The organism is Nocardia sp. NPDC059236, assembly GCF_042754085.1.
GTDB lineage: Bacteria > Actinomycetota > Actinomycetes > Mycobacteriales > Mycobacteriaceae > Nocardia.
Genome location: NZ_JBHZAF010000004.1, coordinates 364955 through 385335 on the forward strand (window position 1 = coordinate 364955; position 20381 = coordinate 385335).

Here is a 20381-nt window from a genome sequence, read left to right on the forward strand (position 1 = left end):
GATGGCACGAGCGGGGAGAACAGGGCCCCCGCGTCGGGGGCCGGTGGACGGACCGGCTCAGCCGCCGACGATGGTGCTGCAGGCGAAGACGATCTCGAACTTCTCGGTCTTCGGGCCGGCCATCGGGTTGGACAGATCGGGGGTGCCGACGCCCTCGCCGGTGACGGTGTAGGTGTTGCCGCTCTTGGTCACCTTGGCGTTGCCGCCCGGCATGCCGTTGCCGAAGCCGAGCGCGTACGGCTGGCCGTTGTCGCCGCCCTTGGTGCCGGTGATGCCGACCGCCTGCACGGTGGTGTCGCCGGTGATGGTGGCGCTCGCGCCGAGCGTGCCGTAGGTGGAGTTGCCGCTGTCGGTCAGTGCCAGCGCCAGATTGCCGCCCTGCTTGGCGCAGGTGGTCTCGAACTTGGCGGTGATCGCCTTGCCGTCGACCGAGGCCGAGGACGCGCCGCCGGCGGGGGCCGCGGAGCCCGGGGCCGAGGTGGCCGCGGCGGAGGTGGCCGCGGGGGCGGCGGTGGTCGGGCTGGACTTGGAGCTGCTCGAGTTGCTGGAGCAACCGGTGACCAGCAGGGCCGCCGCGGCGGTGGCGGCGAGGACGGCGGTGGTCAGGCGGACGGGCTTGGAGTTCATGGTCATTCCTCGTTCTCGTGATGCTGGCTCCGTGGTGGAACCGATGTCAGAACCGTAGAAATCGGCACCCGGCCTACCGATCCCAACTTCCGGCACGCGAAAGGCGGTGAAACTGGGCTAACCTGGGCGAATGCGACGACCGCGGGCCATGGTGCTGGATGAGGTGTGGCGCCGCCTCGACGGGGTCGAACCCTTGAGCGGACCGCACGGCGGACCCCTGCGGCGGACCGTCAAGCTGATCCTGGATCCGCTGGTCATCCGCCCGGTTCAGCACCCGCAGTGCGCGGGCTCGATGCTCTCCGCCGACGGAGCGGTGTTGCTGGCCACCCGGATTCACGCCGCCGCCGATGTCCTGCGCGCCACCGCGGCCTGGTTCACACTGCTCAAGCAGACGCGCCGGGCGCTGCGGATCACCGAGGGCAATGCCCAGGACCTGTACTTCCAGCGCTGCTTCGAACTCGCCACCGTCTCGGGCCTGCCGGACCCGGTCGGCGACCGAACCGCCGCGGAAGCCGCGCTGCGCGAGATCCACGGGCTCGCCGCCGGCCGCACCACCCAGGCGCTCAAGGAATACCTGTCCGAACCGGCCCGGGTCGGCGAGCTGACCGAACTGATCCAGACCGCCTGGCGGCGGCGCCCGCTGACCGAGGTGCCCGACCACTCCGAGCTGCTGGCCGGACTCCTGGAGGATTGCGCCGCAACCAGATTCGACGGCGCCGGTGACCCCGCCGATATCGACGCCGTCATCGACGCCTACGTCGGCACCCACACCGGAATCCGGCTGTGGATCAATGAAATAGGCTGCACCGCACAGGAATTCGGACTCACGCTGTACCCCCTCCCGCTCCCGCCCCAGGTCGGCTTCTCGGCCTCCACCGCCACCCTCGGGCTGCCCCTGGACCGGACCATCCACGAGCGGATCTTCACCGTTCTGCAAGCCTCCAGCGAACGGTCCGACCTGCCTGAGATCCCCGAACTGGTCGCCGCCGAAATCGCCCGTGCCTGCGCCCCCTGGGCCCTGCTGGACGAATCCCTCCGGGTGGCCGCTGCCGCCGGCGCCACCCTGGCGGTCGACCTCCGCCCCCTCGGCGCACCGCTTCCCACCGGCTACGCTCCGGACGGCGACGCCGCCCCTGCCTCCAGATCCACTGTCACCCTGGCCGGTGCGGCCACCGGTCTGCTGGGCGCGGCCGTCGGCCTGACCGGCACGGCCGCCGGGCTGCTCGCCGGCTCGACCGGGCTGGCGGGTACCGCGGCCGGGGTGACGGGCGCCGTCGCCGGATTGACCAGTGCCGCAGCCGGTCCGACCCGGCCGGGCGCGCCATCGAGCGGCGGTGCGGCGGCGCGGTTGATCAATGGGCGATGGCAGCGCGAGGCCTATGTGCTGCAGGCGCGGCGCATGGCGGTGCGGGTGGGCGCGGTCGACGGTCCACTGGGGGCGATAGCGGCGGATCTGCGCGTGCCGTGGCGTCCCTACCTGCGCAGACTGTGGGCGCGACTGCACGGGCGGGATGTACGTGAGTTCCCCGTGTACGCCGTGGACGAGCTCTGGGATCTGCTGGACGGCGTGGCCCGATCGGTGATCCTGGACCACCGGATGCGGGTGAAACGGGCCCTGGCCGTCGCCGCGGCGGCCGAGCCCGGCGATCGGGAATCGAGGGTGGGATGACGAACTCGGCGGTCACGATCCACCGCTACCCCGACGGGTTGCGCGGCATAGTCCCGGTCGGCGACCCGGCCGCCCTGCACACCGCCCCGGGGCCCGACTCCATGGTGCTCGAGGTCGTCGGCGGCCACCTCATCTGGAGTGTGCTTGCCGGACAAGAACTTCCGGCGGCCCTCATCGACGATGTGGATGCCGCGCAGGAATGGGTGTGGGCGCTCTACGGCGAATCCGCCGCCCTGGCCCTCGACTCCGTCCGTCCGGGCGGGCCGGTCGCGACAGCGGACGATCAGCCGGTGCCGGCGGTCGCCACGGACGAGCGGCCGGTCGAGGTGCCCGCCGCTCCCGTGCTCCGGTCCCAGGCCGTCAGCGCCCGCCGACTCGCGTACGCGCACTGGGCATCGCGGTGGTGGCCGGCGTCCACCCTGGACGGCATCGCCGACCTCGACCCGGCGCTGCTGGACCGCGATATCGCCCTGCTGACCGAGGAGTGCGAACTGCTGGTGGACGGCGCGGACGCGCTCGCCCCGCCCGCTCCCGCCTATCTCGAAACATCGTTGCGCGCTTCGGATTACGCCCTCGCCGCCGGTGACGAGGCCCGGCCCGGCGGCACCCTGGTACTGGCCCGCGGTACCGGCGGGTGGGACTGGCGCCGCTGCCCGCCCGGGCTGGTCGACGCCTCCGAATCCGCGGTGTCCTGGGAACTCGTCCGCGACGCCGGAGCGACCAGCGTGGCCATCGCGGTGGCGGCGCACCCGGGCCTGCCCGATGTGGTTCCGGCCCACCTGCGGCCCTGGGCCCGCATCGATACCGGCCGTGGCGAGCTCGACACCGAGCTGCGGGCCGCCGAGGACACCTGGATCGGCGAATCCGTCCTGTCCGCACCGGCTTCCGCCGTCCGGGTCGCCATCCACGTTCCCGGTTTCGGGCCGGATCCGGAGGCCGGCCCGGCCCCGGCCGATGGCCCGGCCGCCGACACCGCGGCCGCCCTGCGCCGCCAGATCCGCGACTTCGCGTCCGCCCGGCTCCGCACAGCGGCCGGCCCGGCCGCCGACGACTCCGGCCCGCTGGCCCCGTTGCTCGCCGAAATCGCGGCCGCAGAGGCGGATTCGGACTACTGACATGTCGTACGGGGAGTCGGGGGTCGACACAGCGGAGAGTCCACTGCTGCGGGCCGGGGCCGACGCGGTCGCGCGGGGCGAGTTGTGGGAGGCGCTGCGGGTCTTCGAGCAGGCCGCGGAGACGGAGACCGGGGATCTGCGGCTGTGCGCGTTGGTGGACGTGGCGGTGGTGACAGATCAGCTGGGGGATCACGCGGCGGCGGTGGAGCGGTTTCGGGAAGCGTTGGGGCAGATGTCTTCCGACGCGCCGCGGATGTATCCGGGTGCGCTGATCGGGTTGTCGCAGGCCATGCAGAACCTCGGGGATCTGGACGGGGCGCAGGAGGCTCTCGAGCGGGCTCGGGCGGCGCTGGGTCGCGCGGATGCGCCGGGGGACCTGCGCCTGGCGTGCCTGGTGTCGTCCACGGCGGTGGCGTTGCATCGGCAGCACTGGTGGCGGGCTCTCGATCTGGCGGTCGAATCCCTGGATGCGGCACGGCGTTTCGATCCCGAGCGGGTCGGGCACCCGCTCATGAACCTGGCCGCCGCCCACTTCGAGACCGGGCGCTGGGAGCTGGCACAGGATTTCGCCGGTCAGGCGCTGGCGGCCTTCGCGGCGGTGAACGACAGCGCGGGGGTGGCCGAGACCCGGCAGAACCTGGCGCTGATGTACACGCGTACCGGATCCTTCGATGAGGCCGAGCCGCTGCTCGCCGCGGCCCAGGAGCACTTCGAGGCGGCCGGTGCGGTGCATCGCGCCGGAATCGGGCTGAAGGTCATGGGATTCATCGCCGAGCACCGGGGTCGGCCGGAGGTGGCGCAGGCCCGGTATCGCGAGGCGTTGCGCCGATTCGAGGAATCCCGGGCGGTCATCGACACCGCGGATGTGCGACTCCGCCTGGCCGCCACGGCATTCGCGGCCGGGCGGTTCGAGGAGGGCGAATCCGAACTGGCCGCCGCCCGCGCCATCTACGCGGTGCGCGGCCTGGGCCTGCACTGCGCGCAGCTCGACTACTGGCACGCCGGGCTGCTGGAGCCGCTCGTCGCCCAGGTGCCCGGATTGCTCACGCGGGCAGTGGATCTCGCGGTTCCGGCGGCGCTGGCCCTGGACGCCGTCCGTTACGAGCTGCCCGACGGCGCCCAGCGCGACACCTGGAACCGTCGCATCGTGAATCCCGCGTTGCGCCTGGCCTTCCGGTACTCGTATCTGGCCGGTGATGCCCGGCTGGTCGCCGATCTCATCGAAAATCAGTGTGCGGGAGCAATTGTGGATATCGACAGTCTGTCCGCGGAACCGCCCGCGCCGCTCGATCTGTTCCAGCCGTTCGAACCGCCGTCCGAGTCGGCCGCCGTTCAGGACGCGCTGCAACTCGGCACCGCGCTCGCGGCGGTGGCGGCCGGCGCGGGCCTGCCCGTCAGCCCGCCGCCACGGGTCTCCATTCCGCCGGACGGCCATATCGCCCTGTCCGCCTGGCTCGATGCCGCCGAGCAGCGCTACGGCCGTCGCGTCCGCGCCGAGCGGGTGATACCCGTATGACACCGACCGTCTGTGTCCGCATGGCCGATGCGGGCGACCTCTACCTGACCTGGCGCTGGACCGGCGAGAGCGCGCCCGGTGGCGTCGGCGTGGTGCCGGAGGACCAGGTCGCGGCGGCCGTGGCCCGGTTCGCGGCGGCCCTGCCCGCGCCCGGCGTGGCCGGTGGTCTCGAATCCGCGCTCACCACCGGTGAACTGGCCTCCTATCCGGCGGAAAACACGCTGGCCCAATACCTCTCGTCGACGTTCCTGCCCTACAACCTGGCGGTGCGGCTGCACGAGCTCTATTCGCAGGGCATCCGGCCGCACATCCGCATCCAGCCGTCGCCGCGCACCGCGCAGGTGCCGTGGGAGCTCATCGCTCCCGATCCGGAGGTGCGGCTGGTGGAGATCGCCGACGTGAGCGTGCTCGCGCCCACCGGCATCGTGCACGCGCCCGCCCGCGCGACGCGGTCGTGGGCGGAGACCCGGACGCTGCCGGTGGTCGCCATCCTGGATCCACGGGTGCCCGGCTTCCGGGCCGACTCCGCACTGGGGTCGGTGCTCGGCCGGATGGCTGCGGACGCGCCACTCGCCGCCCTGGTCGCCACGCACGCCGCCGCCGATCGGCTGAGCCCGGCCGTCGGCGATCCCCTCGCGGCGTTCCGCCGGACCGATCTGGACCGGGCCTGGCTGAGCCGCACCCTGCACGCGGGCGCGGCCCGCCTGCTGTACGTCGGTCACGTCACCGCCGCGGCCCCCGAATCCGGCCGCAGTGAATCGGCCACCCTGCACCTGTCCTGTACCGCCGCCAGTCCGGGCTGCGCACCCGCCTACCGTGACCACCGCCCGCTCTCGGCCCGCGACCTGCTGCTCGGCACACATGCGCTCACGGACGGTGCGGGCCATGACTATTCGGGCAACGGGCACGGCGCGGCGGTTCCGCGCACCGGACCCGAAATCTGGCCGATCCCGAGCCGGGTCGCCCTGATCGCCTGTGAGAGCGGCGGCGATCTCCGCTTCGCCGAGCCCCTCGGCCTGGTCGCGGCCATGCTCACCGGAGGCGCGGAAGTGGTGACGGCCGGACGTTGGCCACTGCCCACCGATCTCGCTTTCCATCGCTTCGCGGGCACGCCCACCACCACGCACCCCTTCCAGGAAGCGGTATGCGCCATCGACGCTGCCCACGAATCGCCCGATCCCGTCGCCGCTCTCAATGCGTGGCAGCGTGCGCATCTGGCCGCCTGGCGCAGCACCGGCGAGATCCAGCATTCCCCGCTGATCTGGGCCGCCTTCGCCACGGTCGACGCCCGCCGCTGAGCCACCGGAACGGCTGAGCCCCCAGAACTATCGCCCCAGGAAGTCACGGGTCACGAAAGGATAACGGCCCCACAGGCTCTCCGATGAAGCTTCACGAAAGATCGGGAGCGGAGGGCGAATGGCGCGAATCGTGACAGGCATCGTGGTGGCGGCGCTGGCGGCCGCCCTGGCATTGATCGCGGGGCCGATCGGCCGCGCCGAGCCGGATGGCCTGCGGCACTGCGAGGTCAGCGCGGGCCGGCAGCCCGAGACCGCGACACCCGAAGAGGTGGGACTGGATTCGGCCGCGCTGCGGCAGGCGGTGGACTTCGCCTCCGACCCGACCCGATTCACCGTGCAGGTATTCCGCAACAACTGCCTGATCGGCGGTGGGCCCACCAATCAACGCGCGGGCGGCGTCGCGTGGAATCTGTGGAGCGGCACCAAGAGCGTGGTGTCCCTGGTCGCGGGGATCGCCGTGGACGAACACAAACTGCGCGTGGACGATCCGATCGACCTCTACCTGCCCGCCGGGCTCGGCGATGCCGGACATCGCGCGATCACCGTGCGCAGCCTGCTGACCGAGACCTCCGGGATGGAGGTCGCCATTGCCTCCGAGGGCGTCACCGGGCTGGCCCGGCTCGACCCGAACGTGGTGGCGCAGGCGCTGGCCATGCCGATCGAGCATGCGCAGGGCGAGACCTGGCAGTACAGTCAGCGGGCCGTGGACCTGCTGGTCTATGTCATCCAGCAGGCCGTGGGCGAGGACTTCCAGGCGTACGCGCAGCGGAATCTGTTCGGCCCGTTGGGTATCGAGAAGTCCGACTATCTCTGGGCGCGGGACCGCAGCGGCAACACCTACGGGCACGCTCACCTGGTGCTGCCGCCCGACGACTACGCCAAACTCGGCCTGCTGCTGGTGAATCGCGGCAATTGGCATGGCCGGCAGCTGATCTCCACCGGCTACCTGGCCGCGGCCACGACGCCGAACGATGTCAATCCCTGCTACGGCTTCCTGATCACCGTCAACGGCCCGGATTGCGAGGACCTGTTCCCCGGACTGCCCAAGGACGCCATCCAGATGGCCGGGATGATGCGCCAGGACAACTTCATCGTCCCCAGCCTGGGCCTGCTGGTCAGCTGGACCGGTGTCACGGTTCCCAATGGCGCGGTGAGCTTTCCGCACGACGTGCTGCGTGGGCTCACCACCGCGTTCCGGACCCCGAGCCTGCCCGATCCGGGTCCGTACGTACCGCGGCCGGACACCAGCCTCACCGACCCGATGTTCATGAACCCGGACGCCACGCTGTCCGCGCTGGGTCTCGGCCCGATGGCCTACCCGGGCTGCGGCATTCTGGAATGCCTCGGCAAGCCGCTGTATCCGCCGTTCGGCGACTGGCCGCCGGGCTGCTTCATCCTCGGCTGCGTGGGGACCGACCCGGCGACCCCCGGCATCCGCTGACCGAACGCTACTGCGGCTGACCGCAGTTGGCGCAGAAGGCCGCCCCGACCTGCACCTGATGGGCGCAACCCCGGCAATTCGATTGCAGGGACAGGGCGGTGCCGCAGGTGGAGCAGAACTTGCCGCCCGTGGTGTGCGCGCCGCAGGTCGGGCAGGACACCCGGGCCGGGGTGGCCACATCGTGCTGGGACGCCCAGTCCTGCTGATAGGCGGCCTCGCGGATCTGCGAGCCGCGGGCCTCGGCCTGCGCCTGGGCAATCTGGTGCGCCACCTGCGGCGAGCAATTGGTGCACTGACCGACCTGCTCGTTCCAGCACACCTGGTGGCAGACCCAGCGGCCGCAGCCGCCGCACAGCCGGAAGTCGTCGCGCACCTGTTCGACCGCGCGCGCGAACGCCTTGTCCTTGGTGCTGGAGGAGGAGCCGCCCCAGTGGTTCGAGTAGCTCTCCGCGGCGTTGGAGATCTTGTCGATGGCGCGCACCTGGTCGCCGAAGAGATCGCGCAGCACACGCAGCGCACCCCGGCCGCGGGAGAAGTAGTTCTGTTCGAACGGCGACTTGTAAGCGGTGCTGCAGCGATCACAGCGGAACTCCCACTGGAATCCGTCGTCGTTGGATTCGTCGTGGTAGTAGCTGGTGAAGACGACCGGACCGGTCATGGTCGAGTTATTCCTTTGCGGCTGAGCGGAACTCTGTGAACGGACGCGCCCGGAGCCCCCCGGACCGTGTTTCGTCAGGTTCTTATCGTATGACTCGCTTCGCCCGCAACACATCCCACGAATCCCCCGCGGCCGGGGCGGGGACGGTGGCGGGGTGGGGGGTTCGTGTGTTGGAGGTATTGATTCCTCCCCGGCCCGAAGGTGGGGATTCCTGACTCAGGCTGCCCGGCCGCACTGCGTACGGTCGGGTCTTCCGCCCTCGACATCAGCAGGGTTGAAACCAGCCCTGGCGAGAATTATCAGCGCGGAGTTCTTGTCCCTGGGGGCCTCGAAACCGCACACCGTGCACGAATAGATGCGTTGCGACAGCGGCAGCTTGGTTCTCGCTCCGCAGTTGCTGCAATCGGTTGTTGTGTTCGCTGGGGGCACGAGCCTCACATCACGCCCGTGTTTACGGCTGATCTCGATCAACGCGTCCTTGGTGGCGCCGATCGCGGCGTCGGCGGCCTTGCGCGCCATCGCGGATGCAGCGAGGAACTTGGGGCGGAAGTCCTCGACCGCGATCTGGTCGAAGTCACGCACAATGGTTTTTGCCCACTTGCGCGCGGTGTCTCGGCGTTGCCGGGCGACCTTTGCCTGCGCCTTCGCCGTCTTCTGTTTCGCATTCCGGTACCGCTTCGACGCCGTTGTGCCCTTTGCTGGGCGGCGGCGAGCCATCATCCGCTGATAGCGGGCGAGGTTCGCGGCAGCTTTCTTCCCGTATTCAGGGTGCGGTAGGTCGTGCTGGTCGCTGGTGGTGGTGCCGGTTTCCCTGACACCCCAGTCGATCCCGATGCTCGCGCCGGTCGCCGGTAACGGCTCGACGCTGGTTTCTACGACAAACGAGGCGTACCAGTGGCCGATGCTGTCGCGGTAGACGCGCACTGAGGACGGTTCGGAGGGCAATCCGCGCGACCACACCACGGACACGACCACGCCGCCCGCGAGGTACAGGTTCCCGTCATGGATTCGGAACCCACGTTTGGTGTAGTTCAGTGTCGGGTCAGCGACGTCACGCTTCTTGAACCGTGGCATCCCGGTGCGTTGCCGCATCGGCAGCTGGTTCTTGATGTCTTTCAACGCTTTCGCGCGGGCCTTGGCGAAGTCACGGATGATCTGCTGCTGCGGCACTGACGCACCATCGCGTAGCCACTGATGTTCGGCGCGCCAGCCCGTCAACATCTTGTCCAAAGTGGCCGGGCCGCACGACACTCCGGCCTTGTGCGCGGCACGGGATTCGGCGACGCACTGGTTCCACACCCACCGGCAACGACCCCACTCCGCGTTCAAGCAACCCTCCGCGACCACGGAGACACGCAGCCGGTACGTATACCTGGCCGTTCGACCCCCGCGATCGCTCACCCGCCAACCATAGCGTGTTGGTTCATGGTCACCTGGTGTTCACCGGCATTCACCTGAAATGCTGCTGCTGCCTATGCATTTCGAGGACTTTTGGTTTGCTGACCGGCAGGGTCCTCCTGTGATCGGGTTCCTATCTCGCCGGATCGGTTCGGCGCGTCGTTGTCGGTGGTGGTTGGTACATCGCACGGAACCTCACTCGCTTACGCCGATGAGCACAGAACAGTTGAACTGGTCGCTGGTGACAGACCCGGATCGAACCGGTGGAACTGACTCCGGTTAATGTCGGGAGCGATAGTTCGTTCGCTCGTCTGTTGGAGGTATGGAGATGGCAGGGATTCCCGCGGTACCGACCTCGCTGCTGGTGGCCGGAGGGCTCACCGGTGGCTTCGCCCTCGCTCAGGCCACCAAGAAGCGTCAGCTCGGTGGCGCGGTGTTCGCGGCGGGCACGGCGGCCGCCTTCCCGCGCTGGCGCAAGACGGTCGGCACCGGTGGTGCGGCCGCGCTGACCGGGCTCGCCGTCGGCGCGATGGGCGCCTCGCACCCGCTCGCCAAGAAGATCGGCGCCTGGCCGTCGGTCGCGGTCGTGTCCGGTGTGGTCGCGGTGGCCGCGTGGGCCGCGGTGGACCGTCGCGCCTGATTCATCCGCCGGTTCTCCGGCGTGTTTCGGACCGTAAGGTTCGAGGGCGTGCCGGGGGACCGGAAGCGCAATACCGTGGAGTATGCGCACTTTCGTTCATCTGCTGCTGTTCGCCGCCGCCATCGCGGTGGCGGTCGGGGTTTTCGGTCCGCTGGTCGGCACGGTCGACGCGCGGAATGTCCAGTTCTCCGACCTGCGGAGCGGATTCGCTTCGGGCCGGTCACTGGACCAGATCGGGGCGCAGTCAGGGTCCTTCACGACCTCCCTGGCCATCGGGCTGCTCGGAGTGGCGGCCGTGGTGCTGGTGGCCGCGCTGTTCGGATCGCGGATCCTGGGCTGGATCGGCGTCCTCGTCGGCCTGGCCGGGCTCGGCGTGCTGACCTGGCGGCTCGACCAGCGCTTCGATCACGAGCTGCGCACCGACTATCGGCATCTGCTCAGCGGGACCTGGGGGTTGTACCTGGTCGGCGGCGGGCTGGTGCTGTCGCTACTGCTCCTGCTGATCCCCCGCGAGCGCCGTTTGCCGCCGCCGCCCGGACCGGGCTTCTGATCTCGTAATCCACTGTCGGCCTTCACTGTTCGATCAACTACCGAGCCACCACGTAACCCGGCGTCGTATCTAGGGCGAACGAGGAGGTTCATTCAATGCACACCAACAACGCCCTGATCGCCGTCCGGAAACCGCTGACCTGCCTGGTCGCGGCCGGAGCCCTGTTCGCCACCGCCGCCGGCATCGCCGTGGCCGAACCGCCGGGCTCGACGATCTCGGGCGGCTCCGGGGCCGGATCCACCACCCCGGGCACATCCCACCACACCGTCATCACCTACTCGACCGATCCCTACGGCTACTCCTACCAGTACGAATACGTCGACCCCGCCCCACAACCCGCTGCCCCCGACCCGGCTACCGCGAACCGGCTCAGCACCGGCGGTTCGGACCACACCTGGATGCCCGTCGCCCGCCCCGATGGCACCGGCTGGACGGTGTGCACCCGATATTCCACGGTCTGCAGATAATTCCCCCGCAGTCGAAAATCCTGACTCGCCCTCGGTGAGATCGCTCCGAACCGCTACTCTCGCAGTGAATTCCGAAACTCACCGGCCGAGTAGCCGGATCAATTTGCGCAGCTGCGCACTGTAATACTCTTCGAATTCCGGTGAGCCGGGCTGCTTTCCGGTCGCCTGCAAGGCTGTCTCGGGAAGCATGACAGGTGCCAGGATCATGCCCATCAGGGCCATTCTGATGAAGGCGGGGTCGATCCCGGGGGAGATCTCGCCGCGTTCCTGGGCTCGGGTCAGGTTCTCCAGATCGGCGTCGACAGTGGCCGATCCGTCCAAATAGTCGGTGGCGGAACCACTTCCGGTAAGGCCGCGCCACACCAGCAGGCGGGCCGGGCGGGGATCGGCGAGCACTGCGGACAGATACCGGGCGGCGACCTCGTCGAGCGGGAGTTCCGGATCCGCGCGTTCGGCTTCCGCCGCGGGCCAGCCACGCTGAATCTCTTGGTAGAGGCCCTCTTTGCCGCCGAAGTAGTAGGCGATCAGCTGCTTGTTGACCCCGGCGCGATCGGCGATCTCCTGGACCCGGGCACCGTCGAAACCCTTGGCGGCGAACTCGTCCAGGGCCGCGTCCAGCAGAGCCTGGCGGGAGCGCTCGGCATCGCGTCGGCGATCGGCGGCGCTGGGCGCGCGCCGGGGCCGGCGGCCCGCGGTAGGCGGGACGGGGTCCGTGTCGGGGTCGGGCGCGGTTGCCATCCGTTCATCGTAATGCGGTGGATGACTGTGTCATCCACCGAGCCGACTGTGTCATACATCCGTATGTCATCCATTTGGTTGACACTTTTATCCAAACGGATGACACTTCGACGTGTGACTATCTCGAACATCCCGGGCGCGGCCGTGGATCGGTCCGCGCTCACTCCGCAGGCCCGCCGGGCCATCGTGGTCGTGCTGGTCGGCGCGGTACTCGCCTTCCTCGACGCGACCGTCGTCAATGTGTCCCTGAAATCGCTGGCCGCCGATCTGGGCGGCACGCTCGGCGCGATTCAGTGGGTCGTCACCGTCTACCTGCTGATGCAGGCGGCCGTGCTGCCCGTGACCGGCTGGGCCGCACGGCGCGTCGGGCGTAAACGGCTCTATCTCGGTGCGCTGCTGCTGTTCACGCTCGCCTCGGTGGCCTGTGCCGCCGCGGGGAGCGTCGGCATGCTGATCGCGGCCCGGGTGGCCCAGGGACTGGGGGCCGGGGTCATGATCCCGGTCGGGCAGATGATTCTGGTCACCGCGGCAGGGCGGGACGGGATGGCGAAAGCCATGGCGGCAGCGGGTATTCCGATGGTGCTGACCCCGGTGATCGGACCGACGATCGGCGGGCTACTGCTGGAATACGCGGGCTGGCAATGGATTTTCCTGATCAACGCGCCGATCGGCGCGATCGGGCTGGTGCTGGCCGCGCGGCTGCTGCCGCGGGATGAGCGCGCCGAATCCGCGGAGGCGCTTGATGCGCTCGGTCTGATCCTGGTCTCGGCGGGCATGGTCGGAATCACCTACGGACTGTCCGAGGCGGCGTCGCGCGGCTTGACCGACCCGAAGGTGCTCGTAACACTGTGCGGCGGTGCGATTCTGGTTGCGGTATTCGTCGCGCATTCGCTGCGGGTCCGGAATCCGGTCCTGGACCTGCGCCTGTGGCGGGACCGCTACTTCGCCGCGGGGACGGTCTCGACCCTTGTCATCGGCGCGGTGACGTTCGGGGCAATGGTGCTGCTGCCCTTGTACTTTCAGCTGATTCGCCATCAGGACGCCGCCCACACCGGCCTGCTGATGGCACCGCAGGGCATCGGCGCGGCCATTGCCATGGGCCTGTCCGCGCGCCTCTACGAGCGCGTCGGCGCCCTCACCTGCCTGCTGGGTGCTCTCGTCTGCTGTGTCGCCACCGTGCCGTTCATGCTGCTCGCCGATGACACCCCCTACTGGCTGCTCTGCCTCGCCATGATCGTGCGCGGCCTGGGTATCGGACTGGCCGCCATGCCCGCCATGACGGCGGCCATGCGGGATCTGACTCCCTCCCAAATCATCGACGCCACACCGCAACTCACCGTCATGCAGCGTGTCGGCGGCTCGATCGGCACCGCCGCCTTCGTCGTGATCCTGCAACGGCACCTGCCTGGCGGGATCGGCCGGCCTGGCCACGGGGACGCCTTCGCGGTGACCTTCGGCTGGGTGTTCGCGGGCTCCGCCCTCGCCCTCCTGCCGACCGGGCTGTTGGCGGTGCTGGAGCGTCGATCGCGTAAGCGCCCGGCGGTCAGCGCCGGGGCGAGTTGATCGGCGATGCGGTCCCGGTACAGCTGGTTCGGCAGACGTGCGGGCTGGTCATCGGCGGGCGTCCAGCCAGTGCGCCAGGGTGTCCAGGGCCGACTGGTCGATGGGCTGGAAGTTGTCGTGCAGGACATCGGTGGTGGGGCCGAGGGAGTGGCCGAGGCCGGGGAAGAGATGGAGGGTGTGGTCGCGGTTGCCGGCGGCGGCCAGGGCGGCGTCGAGGCTGGACGAACCCGCGGGAGGGACGTTGGCGTCGTCCACCCCCTGCAGGATGAGCACGGGCGCAGTCAGTTTCGGGGCCTGTTCGATGAGGCTGGGGAGGGCGCGGGCCGGGTCGTAGATGTCGTAGATGCCGCCGGGGCGCATCGCGGACTCCAGGTAGAACTGGTAGACGGGGCGAAACTCGAGGTCCACGTCGAGCTTGCCGTCTCGGTTGAGATCCCAGGTCGGGCGGACGGTGAAGTCTCCGGCATCGGCGTTCACGCAGGCGAAGCGGAGCGCGAGCTTGGCCATCAGCCCGCCGTCGCCGTGGAAGGCGCGGTCGAGTTCGTCGGGCCCGAGCAGGCCGTTCAAGGCGAACCGTGAGAGGTACGGCGCGTAGACCTGCTCGCCCTGATAGCCGAAGGTCACGCGCCAGGGGAGTGCCACCGGGCCCTGGAAGATGGTTCCGGCCAATTCCGGATGGGTCGTCGCCAGGGCGGCCGCGACAGTGCTGCCCTCGCTCCAGCCGTAGACGAAGACACGGTGCGCGTCGACGTGTGAATCCTGCTCGGCGGCGCGCAGAACCTGATCGGCGTCGTCCCGCATGTCGTTCAGGTCGAGTTTGGTCCAGTAGTCGGCGCTGTCGACATCGCCGGGGCCGCGCACATAGCGCTTGTTGTAGCGCATGACGGCGTACCCGCGGCTGGTCAGGTCGTCCGCGATATCGAGAAAGATATGGGAGCCGGACGCTTGGTCGGCGTTGAGATCCTCGGGGCCCGACCCCGGAATCAGCACCACCACAGGCGCATTGCGCGCCCCCGCAGGAAAGTCGAGCTCACCCGAGCCGGTGAAATCTCCGAACTGGAAGGTGAAGGACTCGCGTTCGACCGTGGGCTCCGCCGCGGCCACGCCGCCGGTACCCACGACCAGCGCGATCGCCACCAGTGCCACTGCCCCGCGGATCCCCATGAGCGGCAATCTAACCGCCGGTGCGCGATGCGGCAATCCGATTCAGCGGTCGAGGTCGTGCAGGCGGGAGGTGAGGAAGTCTGCTTCGACCTTGTTCTCGGCGAGCAGCAGGGCCTCCTGGTAGGCGAGCCGGGCCTCGTCGAATCTGCCCAGGCGGGTGAGGAATTCGGCGCGGGCGGCGGGGAGGTAGTGGTAGGCGGTGAGCTGGGGTTCGGTGGCCAGGCGGTCGAGTTCGTCCAGGCCGCGCTGCGGGCCGTCGGCGTGGCCGAGGGCGACGGCGCGATTGAGGGCGACCACAGGGGAGGGCCAGACGGCGATGAGATGATCGTAGAGACCGGCGATCTCGTGCCAGTCGGTGGCGTCGAACGCGGGGGCCTCGGCGTGGACCGCGGCAATGGCCGCCATGAGCGGGAAGCGGCCCGGCGCGCGGCCGCGTAATGATCTGCGCACCAAGGCTATTCCCTCGGAGATGGCGCGGCGGTCCCAGTGGGCGCGGTCCTGCTCGGCCAGCGGCAGGAAGCGTCCGGTCTCGTCGGTGCGGGTGCCGCGGCGGGCGTCGGTGAGCAGCAGCAGCGCGTACAGGCCCGCCACATCCGGGTCGTTGGGCAGCAGCAGGCGCAGCATGCGGGCCAGGTCGAGGGCGCGCTCCACCAGTTCGGGGCGGACCAGTTCGGCGCCGGCCGGGGCGGTGTGGCCGGTGGTGAACAGCAGGTGCAGCACGGTCAGCACCGCGTCGACGCGGTCGGGCAGTTCCTCGTCGGACGGGAGGCGGTAGGGGATGTGCGCCTCGGCGATCTTCTTCTTGGCCCGCGTGATACGCGCCGCCATGGTCGGTTCCGCGACCAGGAAGGCGCGCGCAATCTCCGTAGTGGACAGACCACACAGCAGGCGCAGGGTCAGCGCCACCCGCGCCTCCATCGACAGGGCCGGGTGGCAGCAGATGAAGATGAGCCGCAGCCGATCGTCGGCCACCGAGTCCGGGGCGGCCGGGTCGGGCACGGGATCCTCCACCAGCAGTGGAATCGAGCGCTCGAACGCGATGTCGCGGCGCAGGGCGTCCAGGGCGCGCCGCCTGGCCACCGTGGTCAGCCAGGCGCCGGGGCGATCCGGGATCCCCGACTCCGGCCAGGCCTGCAGGGCCTGCGTGAACGCCTCCTGTACAGCCTCTTCGGCGAGATCGATATCGCGGGTCACCCGCACGGTCGCCGCCAGCACGAAGCCCCACTCGCGCCGGTGCGCGTCGGCGACCGCGGCGGCCACCTCCGGCGTCGTCACGGCTCGTCGTGCGGGTGGATCGGCCGGACCTCGACACACCCGAACGGCGACGGTACGTCCACGGCGATCCGGATGGCCTCGTCCAGATCGGCCGCCTCGACCAGGTAGTAGCCGCCCAGAACCTCTTTGGTCTCGGCGAACACCCCGTCGGTGATGACCGTGCGGCCGTGCTCGTCGTGCCGGACCGTGGTCGCGGTCGAGGTGGGGCGCAGACGGTTACCGCCGCGCAGCCGGTCGGCGTGCGCGGCCATGAACTCGAGGTGCTCGTGCAGGGTGCGCTGCCGCACGGCCGGATCCGCGCCCAGCCAGGTCTGTTCGTCCTGGTGGATCAGCAGCAGGTACTCGGGCATATCACTGCTCCCTTCGCTCGGGTGGATCGCACGGCTCCGTTGCCGTGTCACTGCTGACGTCGTTGTCGCTCAACCCGTCGTTCGGGAAGGCGGCGAAATCGACACGGTCGCGAAAAAATTCTCGACCCGATTGTCGATTCCCGGCCGGAGCCGCGCGACGGATTCACGAGTCGGCCGACCGGGCCGTCCACCCGACAGGAGAAACGACAATGTCCACCTACATCCTCGCCTTCCGCAACGACCCCAACCGCGCAGCCACGCCCGAGCAGGAGCAGCTGTGGGCCGACTGGTTCGCCGAGATCGGCGAGCGCGTCACCGATTTCGGTAATCGCGTGGGCCAGACCGTCATGCTGGGCGACAACCCCGCCGCGCCCGACCGGCTCTCCGGCTATGTCGCCGTCGAGGCCGACGACCTGGACTCGGCGGTGAAACTCGCCTCCGGCTGCCCGGGCCTGACCTATGGCGGCCGCGTGGAGGTCGGCGAACCCGTCCCCATGTCCTGACGCCCGAGTGTCCGGGCCCGCACCCCACCGGGCCCGGTGCCCGCCCTGACGGCTCGTTACTGCCGGATGCCTGCCAATTACCCCTACGGGGTATATGGTCGAGGGCGGTGAGAGCGAGTCGGCTGAGGAGTGCGAGATGGATCGGCAGAGCGACCAGCGGACCACGGTCCTGGACATCCGGGGCCTGCACTGGGCCAGCCAGCAGAACGTGGTGAAGTCGGTCCTCGGCCGCCGGCCGGGCGTCCTCGCCGTCGACCCCAACCCCGTCTCCCAAACCGCCACCGTCACCTTCGACCCCGCCCACACCTCCGTCGCCGACCTCCGCACCTGGATCCAGGAATGCGGCCTGCACTGCGCCGGCCAATCGGTTCCCAACCACGTCTGCGACCCCATGGCCGAGCCCGCCGCCCCGGCGCCTACCGCTATGGACCATGCAGCGCATGCGGGGATGGATCATGCCGCGATGGGGCACGGTGCACATGCCGGGCATGCGGGGATGTCCATGGAGGACATGGCCGCTGACATGCGGAACCGGTTCGTGGTGGCCGCCGTGTTCTCGGTGCTGGTGATGCTGTGGTCGCCGATGGCCACCGACATGTTCGGGTGGCATCTGCCGGTGCCGTTCGGAATGCGTTCGGACATCTGGGAATTGATCCTCAGCCTGCCGGTGATCTTCTACTCCTCGACCATTTTCTTCACCGGGGCGTGGGCGGCGCTGAAGGCGCGGACGCTGGACATGATGTTGCTGGTCGCGGTCGGCATCGGGGCGGGATGGCTGTACTCCCTTGGCATTACGCTGACCGGCGGCGGCGAGGTCTTCTACGAGGCCTCGACCATGCTGGCCACCTTCGTGCTGCTCGGCCACTGGTTCGAGATGCGGGCGCGGGGCGGTGCCAACGACGCGATTCGCACGCTGCTGGATCTGGCGCCGCCGCAGGCGGTGGTGATCCGGGACGGGCAGGAAATCGAAATCCTCACGGCCGAGGTGAAAGTCGGCGATCTGCTGCTGGTGCGCCCGGGCTCGAAGATCGCGGTGGACGGGCTGGTGGAGGACGGGACCAGCGAGGTCGACGAGTCCATGGTGACCGGCGAGAGCCTGCCGGTGCACAAGGAGCCGGGCTCGGCGGTCATCGGCGCGACCCTCAACGAGAACGGCACGCTGCGGGTGCGCGCCACCAAGGTGGGCGCGGACACCGCGCTGGCGCAGATCGTGAATCTGGTGCAGCAGGCCCAGAATTCGAAGGCCCCGGGCCAGCGACTGGCCGACCGGGCCGCCTTCTGGCTGGTGCTGGTCGCCTTGATCGGCGGTGTGCTGACCCTGGCGGTGTGGCTGCCGGCGGGGGCCACCTTCGCCAAGGCCATGCTGTTCGCCATCACGGTCGTGGTCATCACCTGCCCCGACGCCCTCGGCCTGGCCACCCCGACCGCCATCATGGTCGGCACCGGCCTGGGCGCGAAACGCGGCGTGCTGTTCAAGAACGCGATGGCACTGGAGAGTTCGGCCCGCATCCGGACCGTGGTGATGGACAAGACCGGCACCCTCACCAAGGGCGAGCCGGAGGTCACCGAAATCGTCACCGGCCCCGGGCTTTCCGAGGCCGACCTGCTACCCCTGCTGGCCGCCGTCGAACGCGAGTCCGAGCACCCGCTGGCCGACGCCGTGGTGCGCTACGCCAAGGAACACGGCCCCACCGACGCCCGCGCCGTGGACTTCGAGAACGTCCCCGGTCACGGCGCGATCGCCACCGTGGACGGCCGCCGCGTGGTCATCGGCAATCGCCGCCTGCTCGACCGCGAGGGCGTCGACCTGGGCGAGCTGGCCGCAGCCCGCGACCGGGTGGCGGGCGCGGGCCGGACCGCGGTGCTGGCCGCCGTCGACGGCGGGCCCGCCGCGGTCATCGGCATTGCCGACGCGCCCCGCGAGAGCTCCGCCGCAGCCGTTGCGGACCTGCACGACATGGGCGTCGAAGTGGTGATGCTGACCGGCGACAACCGGGCGACCGCCGAACGCATCGCCGCCGAACTCGGCATCGACACCGTCATCGCCGAGGTGCTGCCCGGCGACAAGGCCGCCAAGATCATCGAATTGCAGTCCGCCGGACGGAAGATCACCATGGTCGGCGACGGCGTCAACGATGCCCCCGCCCTGGCCCAGGCCGATCTCGGCATCGCCATCGGCGCGGGCACCGACGTCGCCATCGAGACCGCCGATGTGGTCCTCATGCGCTCCGATCCGCTGGACGTCCCCACCGCGCTGCGCATCGGCCGCGGCACGCTGCGCAAGATGCACCAGAACCTGGCCTGGGCGGTCGGCTACAACAGCCTGGCCCTGCCCATCGCGGCCGGCGTCTTCGAGCCCGCCTTCGGCTTCACGCTGCGACCGGAGATCGCCGCCATGTCCATGTCGGGGTCCAGCATCATCGTGGCCCTGAACGCCCTGTCCCTGAAGCGTTTGCGCCTGCCCGAACGGGACTGAGCCGCACCGGTACCGCTGTGCGCCGGGTTACACCTCGGCCGAGGGGTGAGTGGATTCATGATGCTGGGAGTTAGCTGCCGCTAATACAGTGGAACTGCACCATGTTCCCGGCCCGAAAGACTTGAAACATGCCCATCGTCAACCTCGGTTCCGCCGCCATCGACCTGGCCAGCACCGTCACCGGAATCGCCGCCAACATCACCTACCTCCTGAAGGCGTGGGGCCTGGCCTGATTCGCCCCACAACGCACGAAACCGCCTCCTCGGAGGCGGTTTTCGCGTATGCGGGCAGGGTTATGCGGGGTGGCCGCGGTGCTCGGCCCATTCGCGGGACAGGATGGACATGACGGTCGCGTCGATCCACTCGTCGCCGTAGCGCAGGGATTCGCGCAGGATGCCCTCGGGACGGAAGCCGGCCTTCTCGTAGGCGCGGCGGGCGCGCGGGTTGAAGGCATAGACCTCCAGGGAGATTCGGTGCAGGCCGAGCTTCTCGAACCCGTACCCGACGATCAGCCGCGTCGCCTCGGTGCCCAGCCCGAGGCCCTGGCCATCGGGGCCGATCAGGATGCGGAAGTTGCAGCTGCCATTGCCGGGATCCCACCGATTGAGGACGGCCTCCCCGACGCAGCGGCCGGTCGCGATGTCGACAATGGCCAAATCGAGACGGTCCGGCTGGGTTTCGCGCGTGGCGTACCAGTCGCGCAAGCGCTCGTGCTCGGCCGGATCCTCCGGCACGGGCTCGGTGGACTCCGCGTGGACGCTGCCGGTCAGCCTGCGGACGTCGGGATCGCGCAGGGCCGCGAGGATGGCGTCGAGGTCTTCGGGGATGAACGGCCGCAGGAGAACTTTCGCGCCGGTCAGGGTGGGCTTGATCGAAAAGTCGGCGGATTCGAACACCGGTGAATTATCGCGCCGAGATCAATAGAGTCGGCGA

19 protein-coding genes are annotated in these 20381 nt (G+C 69.6%); 11 read left to right on the top strand and 8 right to left on the bottom strand.

Translation table 11 applies throughout. From position 1 onward, the window contains the following. Positions 1-57: 57 nt before the first annotated feature. Positions 58-627, bottom strand: a complete 570-nt coding sequence (locus tag ACFXIV_RS13830) for a lipoprotein LpqH (protein ID WP_379399351.1) — start codon at positions 625-627, stop codon at positions 58-60. A 148-nt stretch (positions 628-775) separates the two neighbouring features. Between ACFXIV_RS13830 and ACFXIV_RS13835 the strand changes: the two genes are divergently transcribed. The 5 genes from ACFXIV_RS13835 to ACFXIV_RS13855 all read left to right on the top strand — a co-directional run bounded on the left by ACFXIV_RS13835 (position 776) and on the right by ACFXIV_RS13855 (position 7666). After that, the gene (locus tag ACFXIV_RS13835; protein WP_379399451.1) at positions 776-2296 is read left to right on the top strand and encodes a hypothetical protein; all 1521 of its coding nucleotides are present in this window, start codon (positions 776-778) and stop codon (positions 2294-2296) included. Continuing rightward, complete coding sequence (locus ACFXIV_RS13840; RefSeq protein ID WP_379399350.1) at positions 2293-3411, top strand: hypothetical protein; 1119 nt, start codon at positions 2293-2295, stop codon at positions 3409-3411. Before ACFXIV_RS13835 ends, ACFXIV_RS13840 begins: the two co-directional genes overlap by 4 nt. Position 3412: 1 nt before the next feature. Next, positions 3413-4927 (top strand): tetratricopeptide repeat protein, encoded by a 1515-nt coding sequence (locus ACFXIV_RS13845; RefSeq protein ID WP_379399349.1) that lies wholly within the window; start codon positions 3413-3415, stop codon positions 4925-4927. Further along, a complete protein-coding gene (locus ACFXIV_RS13850) occupies positions 4924-6225 on the top strand; it encodes a hypothetical protein (RefSeq protein WP_379399348.1) in 1302 nt (433 codons plus the stop codon). The genes ACFXIV_RS13845 and ACFXIV_RS13850 overlap by 4 nt, the downstream gene beginning before the upstream one ends. A gap of 118 nt (positions 6226-6343) precedes the next feature. Next, entirely contained in the window at positions 6344-7666 is a 1323-nt protein-coding gene (locus tag ACFXIV_RS13855; RefSeq protein WP_379399347.1) for a serine hydrolase domain-containing protein, read from the top strand. A 7-nt stretch (positions 7667-7673) separates the two neighbouring features. On the opposite strand, the gene ACFXIV_RS13860 is transcribed toward ACFXIV_RS13855, so the two are convergent. Together ACFXIV_RS13860 and ACFXIV_RS13865 are read right to left on the bottom strand one after the other, a co-directional pair. Next, on the bottom strand, positions 7674-8324 hold the full coding sequence (locus ACFXIV_RS13860) for a zinc ribbon domain-containing protein (RefSeq protein WP_379399346.1): 651 nt from the start codon (positions 8322-8324) through the stop codon (positions 7674-7676). Positions 8325-8540: 216 nt separating this feature from the next. Further along, the gene (locus ACFXIV_RS13865) at positions 8541-9725 is read right to left on the bottom strand and encodes an RNA-guided endonuclease InsQ/TnpB family protein (RefSeq protein ID WP_379399345.1); all 1185 of its coding nucleotides are present in this window, start codon (positions 9723-9725) and stop codon (positions 8541-8543) included. A 325-nt stretch (positions 9726-10050) separates the two neighbouring features. Between ACFXIV_RS13865 and ACFXIV_RS13870 the strand changes: the two genes are divergently transcribed. The 3 genes from ACFXIV_RS13870 (at position 10051) to ACFXIV_RS13880 (ending at position 11379) form a co-directional block, all read left to right on the top strand. Beyond that, on the top strand, positions 10051-10362 hold the full coding sequence (locus ACFXIV_RS13870; protein WP_354835563.1) for a hypothetical protein: 312 nt from the start codon (positions 10051-10053) through the stop codon (positions 10360-10362). 82 nt (positions 10363-10444) lie between these two features. Then, the gene (locus ACFXIV_RS13875; protein WP_379399344.1) at positions 10445-10912 is read left to right on the top strand and encodes a hypothetical protein; all 468 of its coding nucleotides are present in this window, start codon (positions 10445-10447) and stop codon (positions 10910-10912) included. Positions 10913-11007: 95 nt separating this feature from the next. Then, on the top strand, positions 11008-11379 hold the full coding sequence (locus tag ACFXIV_RS13880; RefSeq protein WP_379399343.1) for a hypothetical protein: 372 nt from the start codon (positions 11008-11010) through the stop codon (positions 11377-11379). 78 nt (positions 11380-11457) lie between these two features. Here ACFXIV_RS13880 and ACFXIV_RS13885 read toward each other — a convergent pair whose 3' ends face one another. Beyond that, entirely contained in the window at positions 11458-12117 is a 660-nt protein-coding gene (locus tag ACFXIV_RS13885) for a TetR/AcrR family transcriptional regulator (protein WP_379399342.1), read from the bottom strand. Positions 12118-12231: 114 nt separating this feature from the next. On the opposite strand from ACFXIV_RS13885, the gene ACFXIV_RS13890 reads away from it, so the two are divergent. After that, positions 12232-13680 (top strand): DHA2 family efflux MFS transporter permease subunit, encoded by a 1449-nt coding sequence (locus tag ACFXIV_RS13890; protein ID WP_379399341.1) that lies wholly within the window; start codon positions 12232-12234, stop codon positions 13678-13680. Positions 13681-13728: 48 nt separating this feature from the next. Here the strand turns inward: ACFXIV_RS13890 and ACFXIV_RS13895 are convergent, their stop codons facing one another. From ACFXIV_RS13895 to ACFXIV_RS13905, 3 genes are read right to left on the bottom strand one after another with little or no spacing between them, the layout of a single operon-like run. Then, positions 13729-14844, bottom strand: a complete 1116-nt coding sequence (locus tag ACFXIV_RS13895) for an alpha/beta hydrolase family protein (protein ID WP_379399340.1) — start codon at positions 14842-14844, stop codon at positions 13729-13731. A gap of 42 nt (positions 14845-14886) precedes the next feature. After that, positions 14887-16119: an RNA polymerase sigma factor gene (locus ACFXIV_RS13900; protein ID WP_379399339.1), complete on the bottom strand. Its 1233-nt coding sequence runs from the start codon at positions 16117-16119 to the stop codon at positions 14887-14889. Next, positions 16116-16469 carry a YciI family protein gene (locus tag ACFXIV_RS13905; protein WP_379399338.1) on the bottom strand — a complete coding sequence of 118 codons (354 nt, stop codon included), beginning with the start codon at positions 16467-16469 and terminating at the stop codon, positions 16116-16118. Before ACFXIV_RS13905 ends, ACFXIV_RS13900 begins: the two co-directional genes overlap by 4 nt. Before the next feature lie 209 nt (positions 16470-16678). On the opposite strand from ACFXIV_RS13905, the gene ACFXIV_RS13910 reads away from it, so the two are divergent. Both ACFXIV_RS13910 and ACFXIV_RS13915 read left to right on the top strand, forming a co-directional pair. Next, positions 16679-16972, top strand: a complete 294-nt coding sequence (locus tag ACFXIV_RS13910) for a hypothetical protein (RefSeq protein WP_379399337.1) — start codon at positions 16679-16681, stop codon at positions 16970-16972. A 136-nt stretch (positions 16973-17108) separates the two neighbouring features. Next, entirely contained in the window at positions 17109-19448 is a 2340-nt protein-coding gene (locus tag ACFXIV_RS13915; RefSeq protein WP_379399336.1) for a heavy metal translocating P-type ATPase, read from the top strand. A 293-nt stretch (positions 19449-19741) separates the two neighbouring features. On the opposite strand, the gene ACFXIV_RS13920 is transcribed toward ACFXIV_RS13915, so the two are convergent. Next, positions 19742-20344, bottom strand: coding sequence for a GNAT family N-acetyltransferase (locus ACFXIV_RS13920; RefSeq protein WP_379399335.1), 603 nt, complete (start codon positions 20342-20344; stop codon positions 19742-19744). Positions 20345-20381 lie beyond the last annotated feature (37 nt).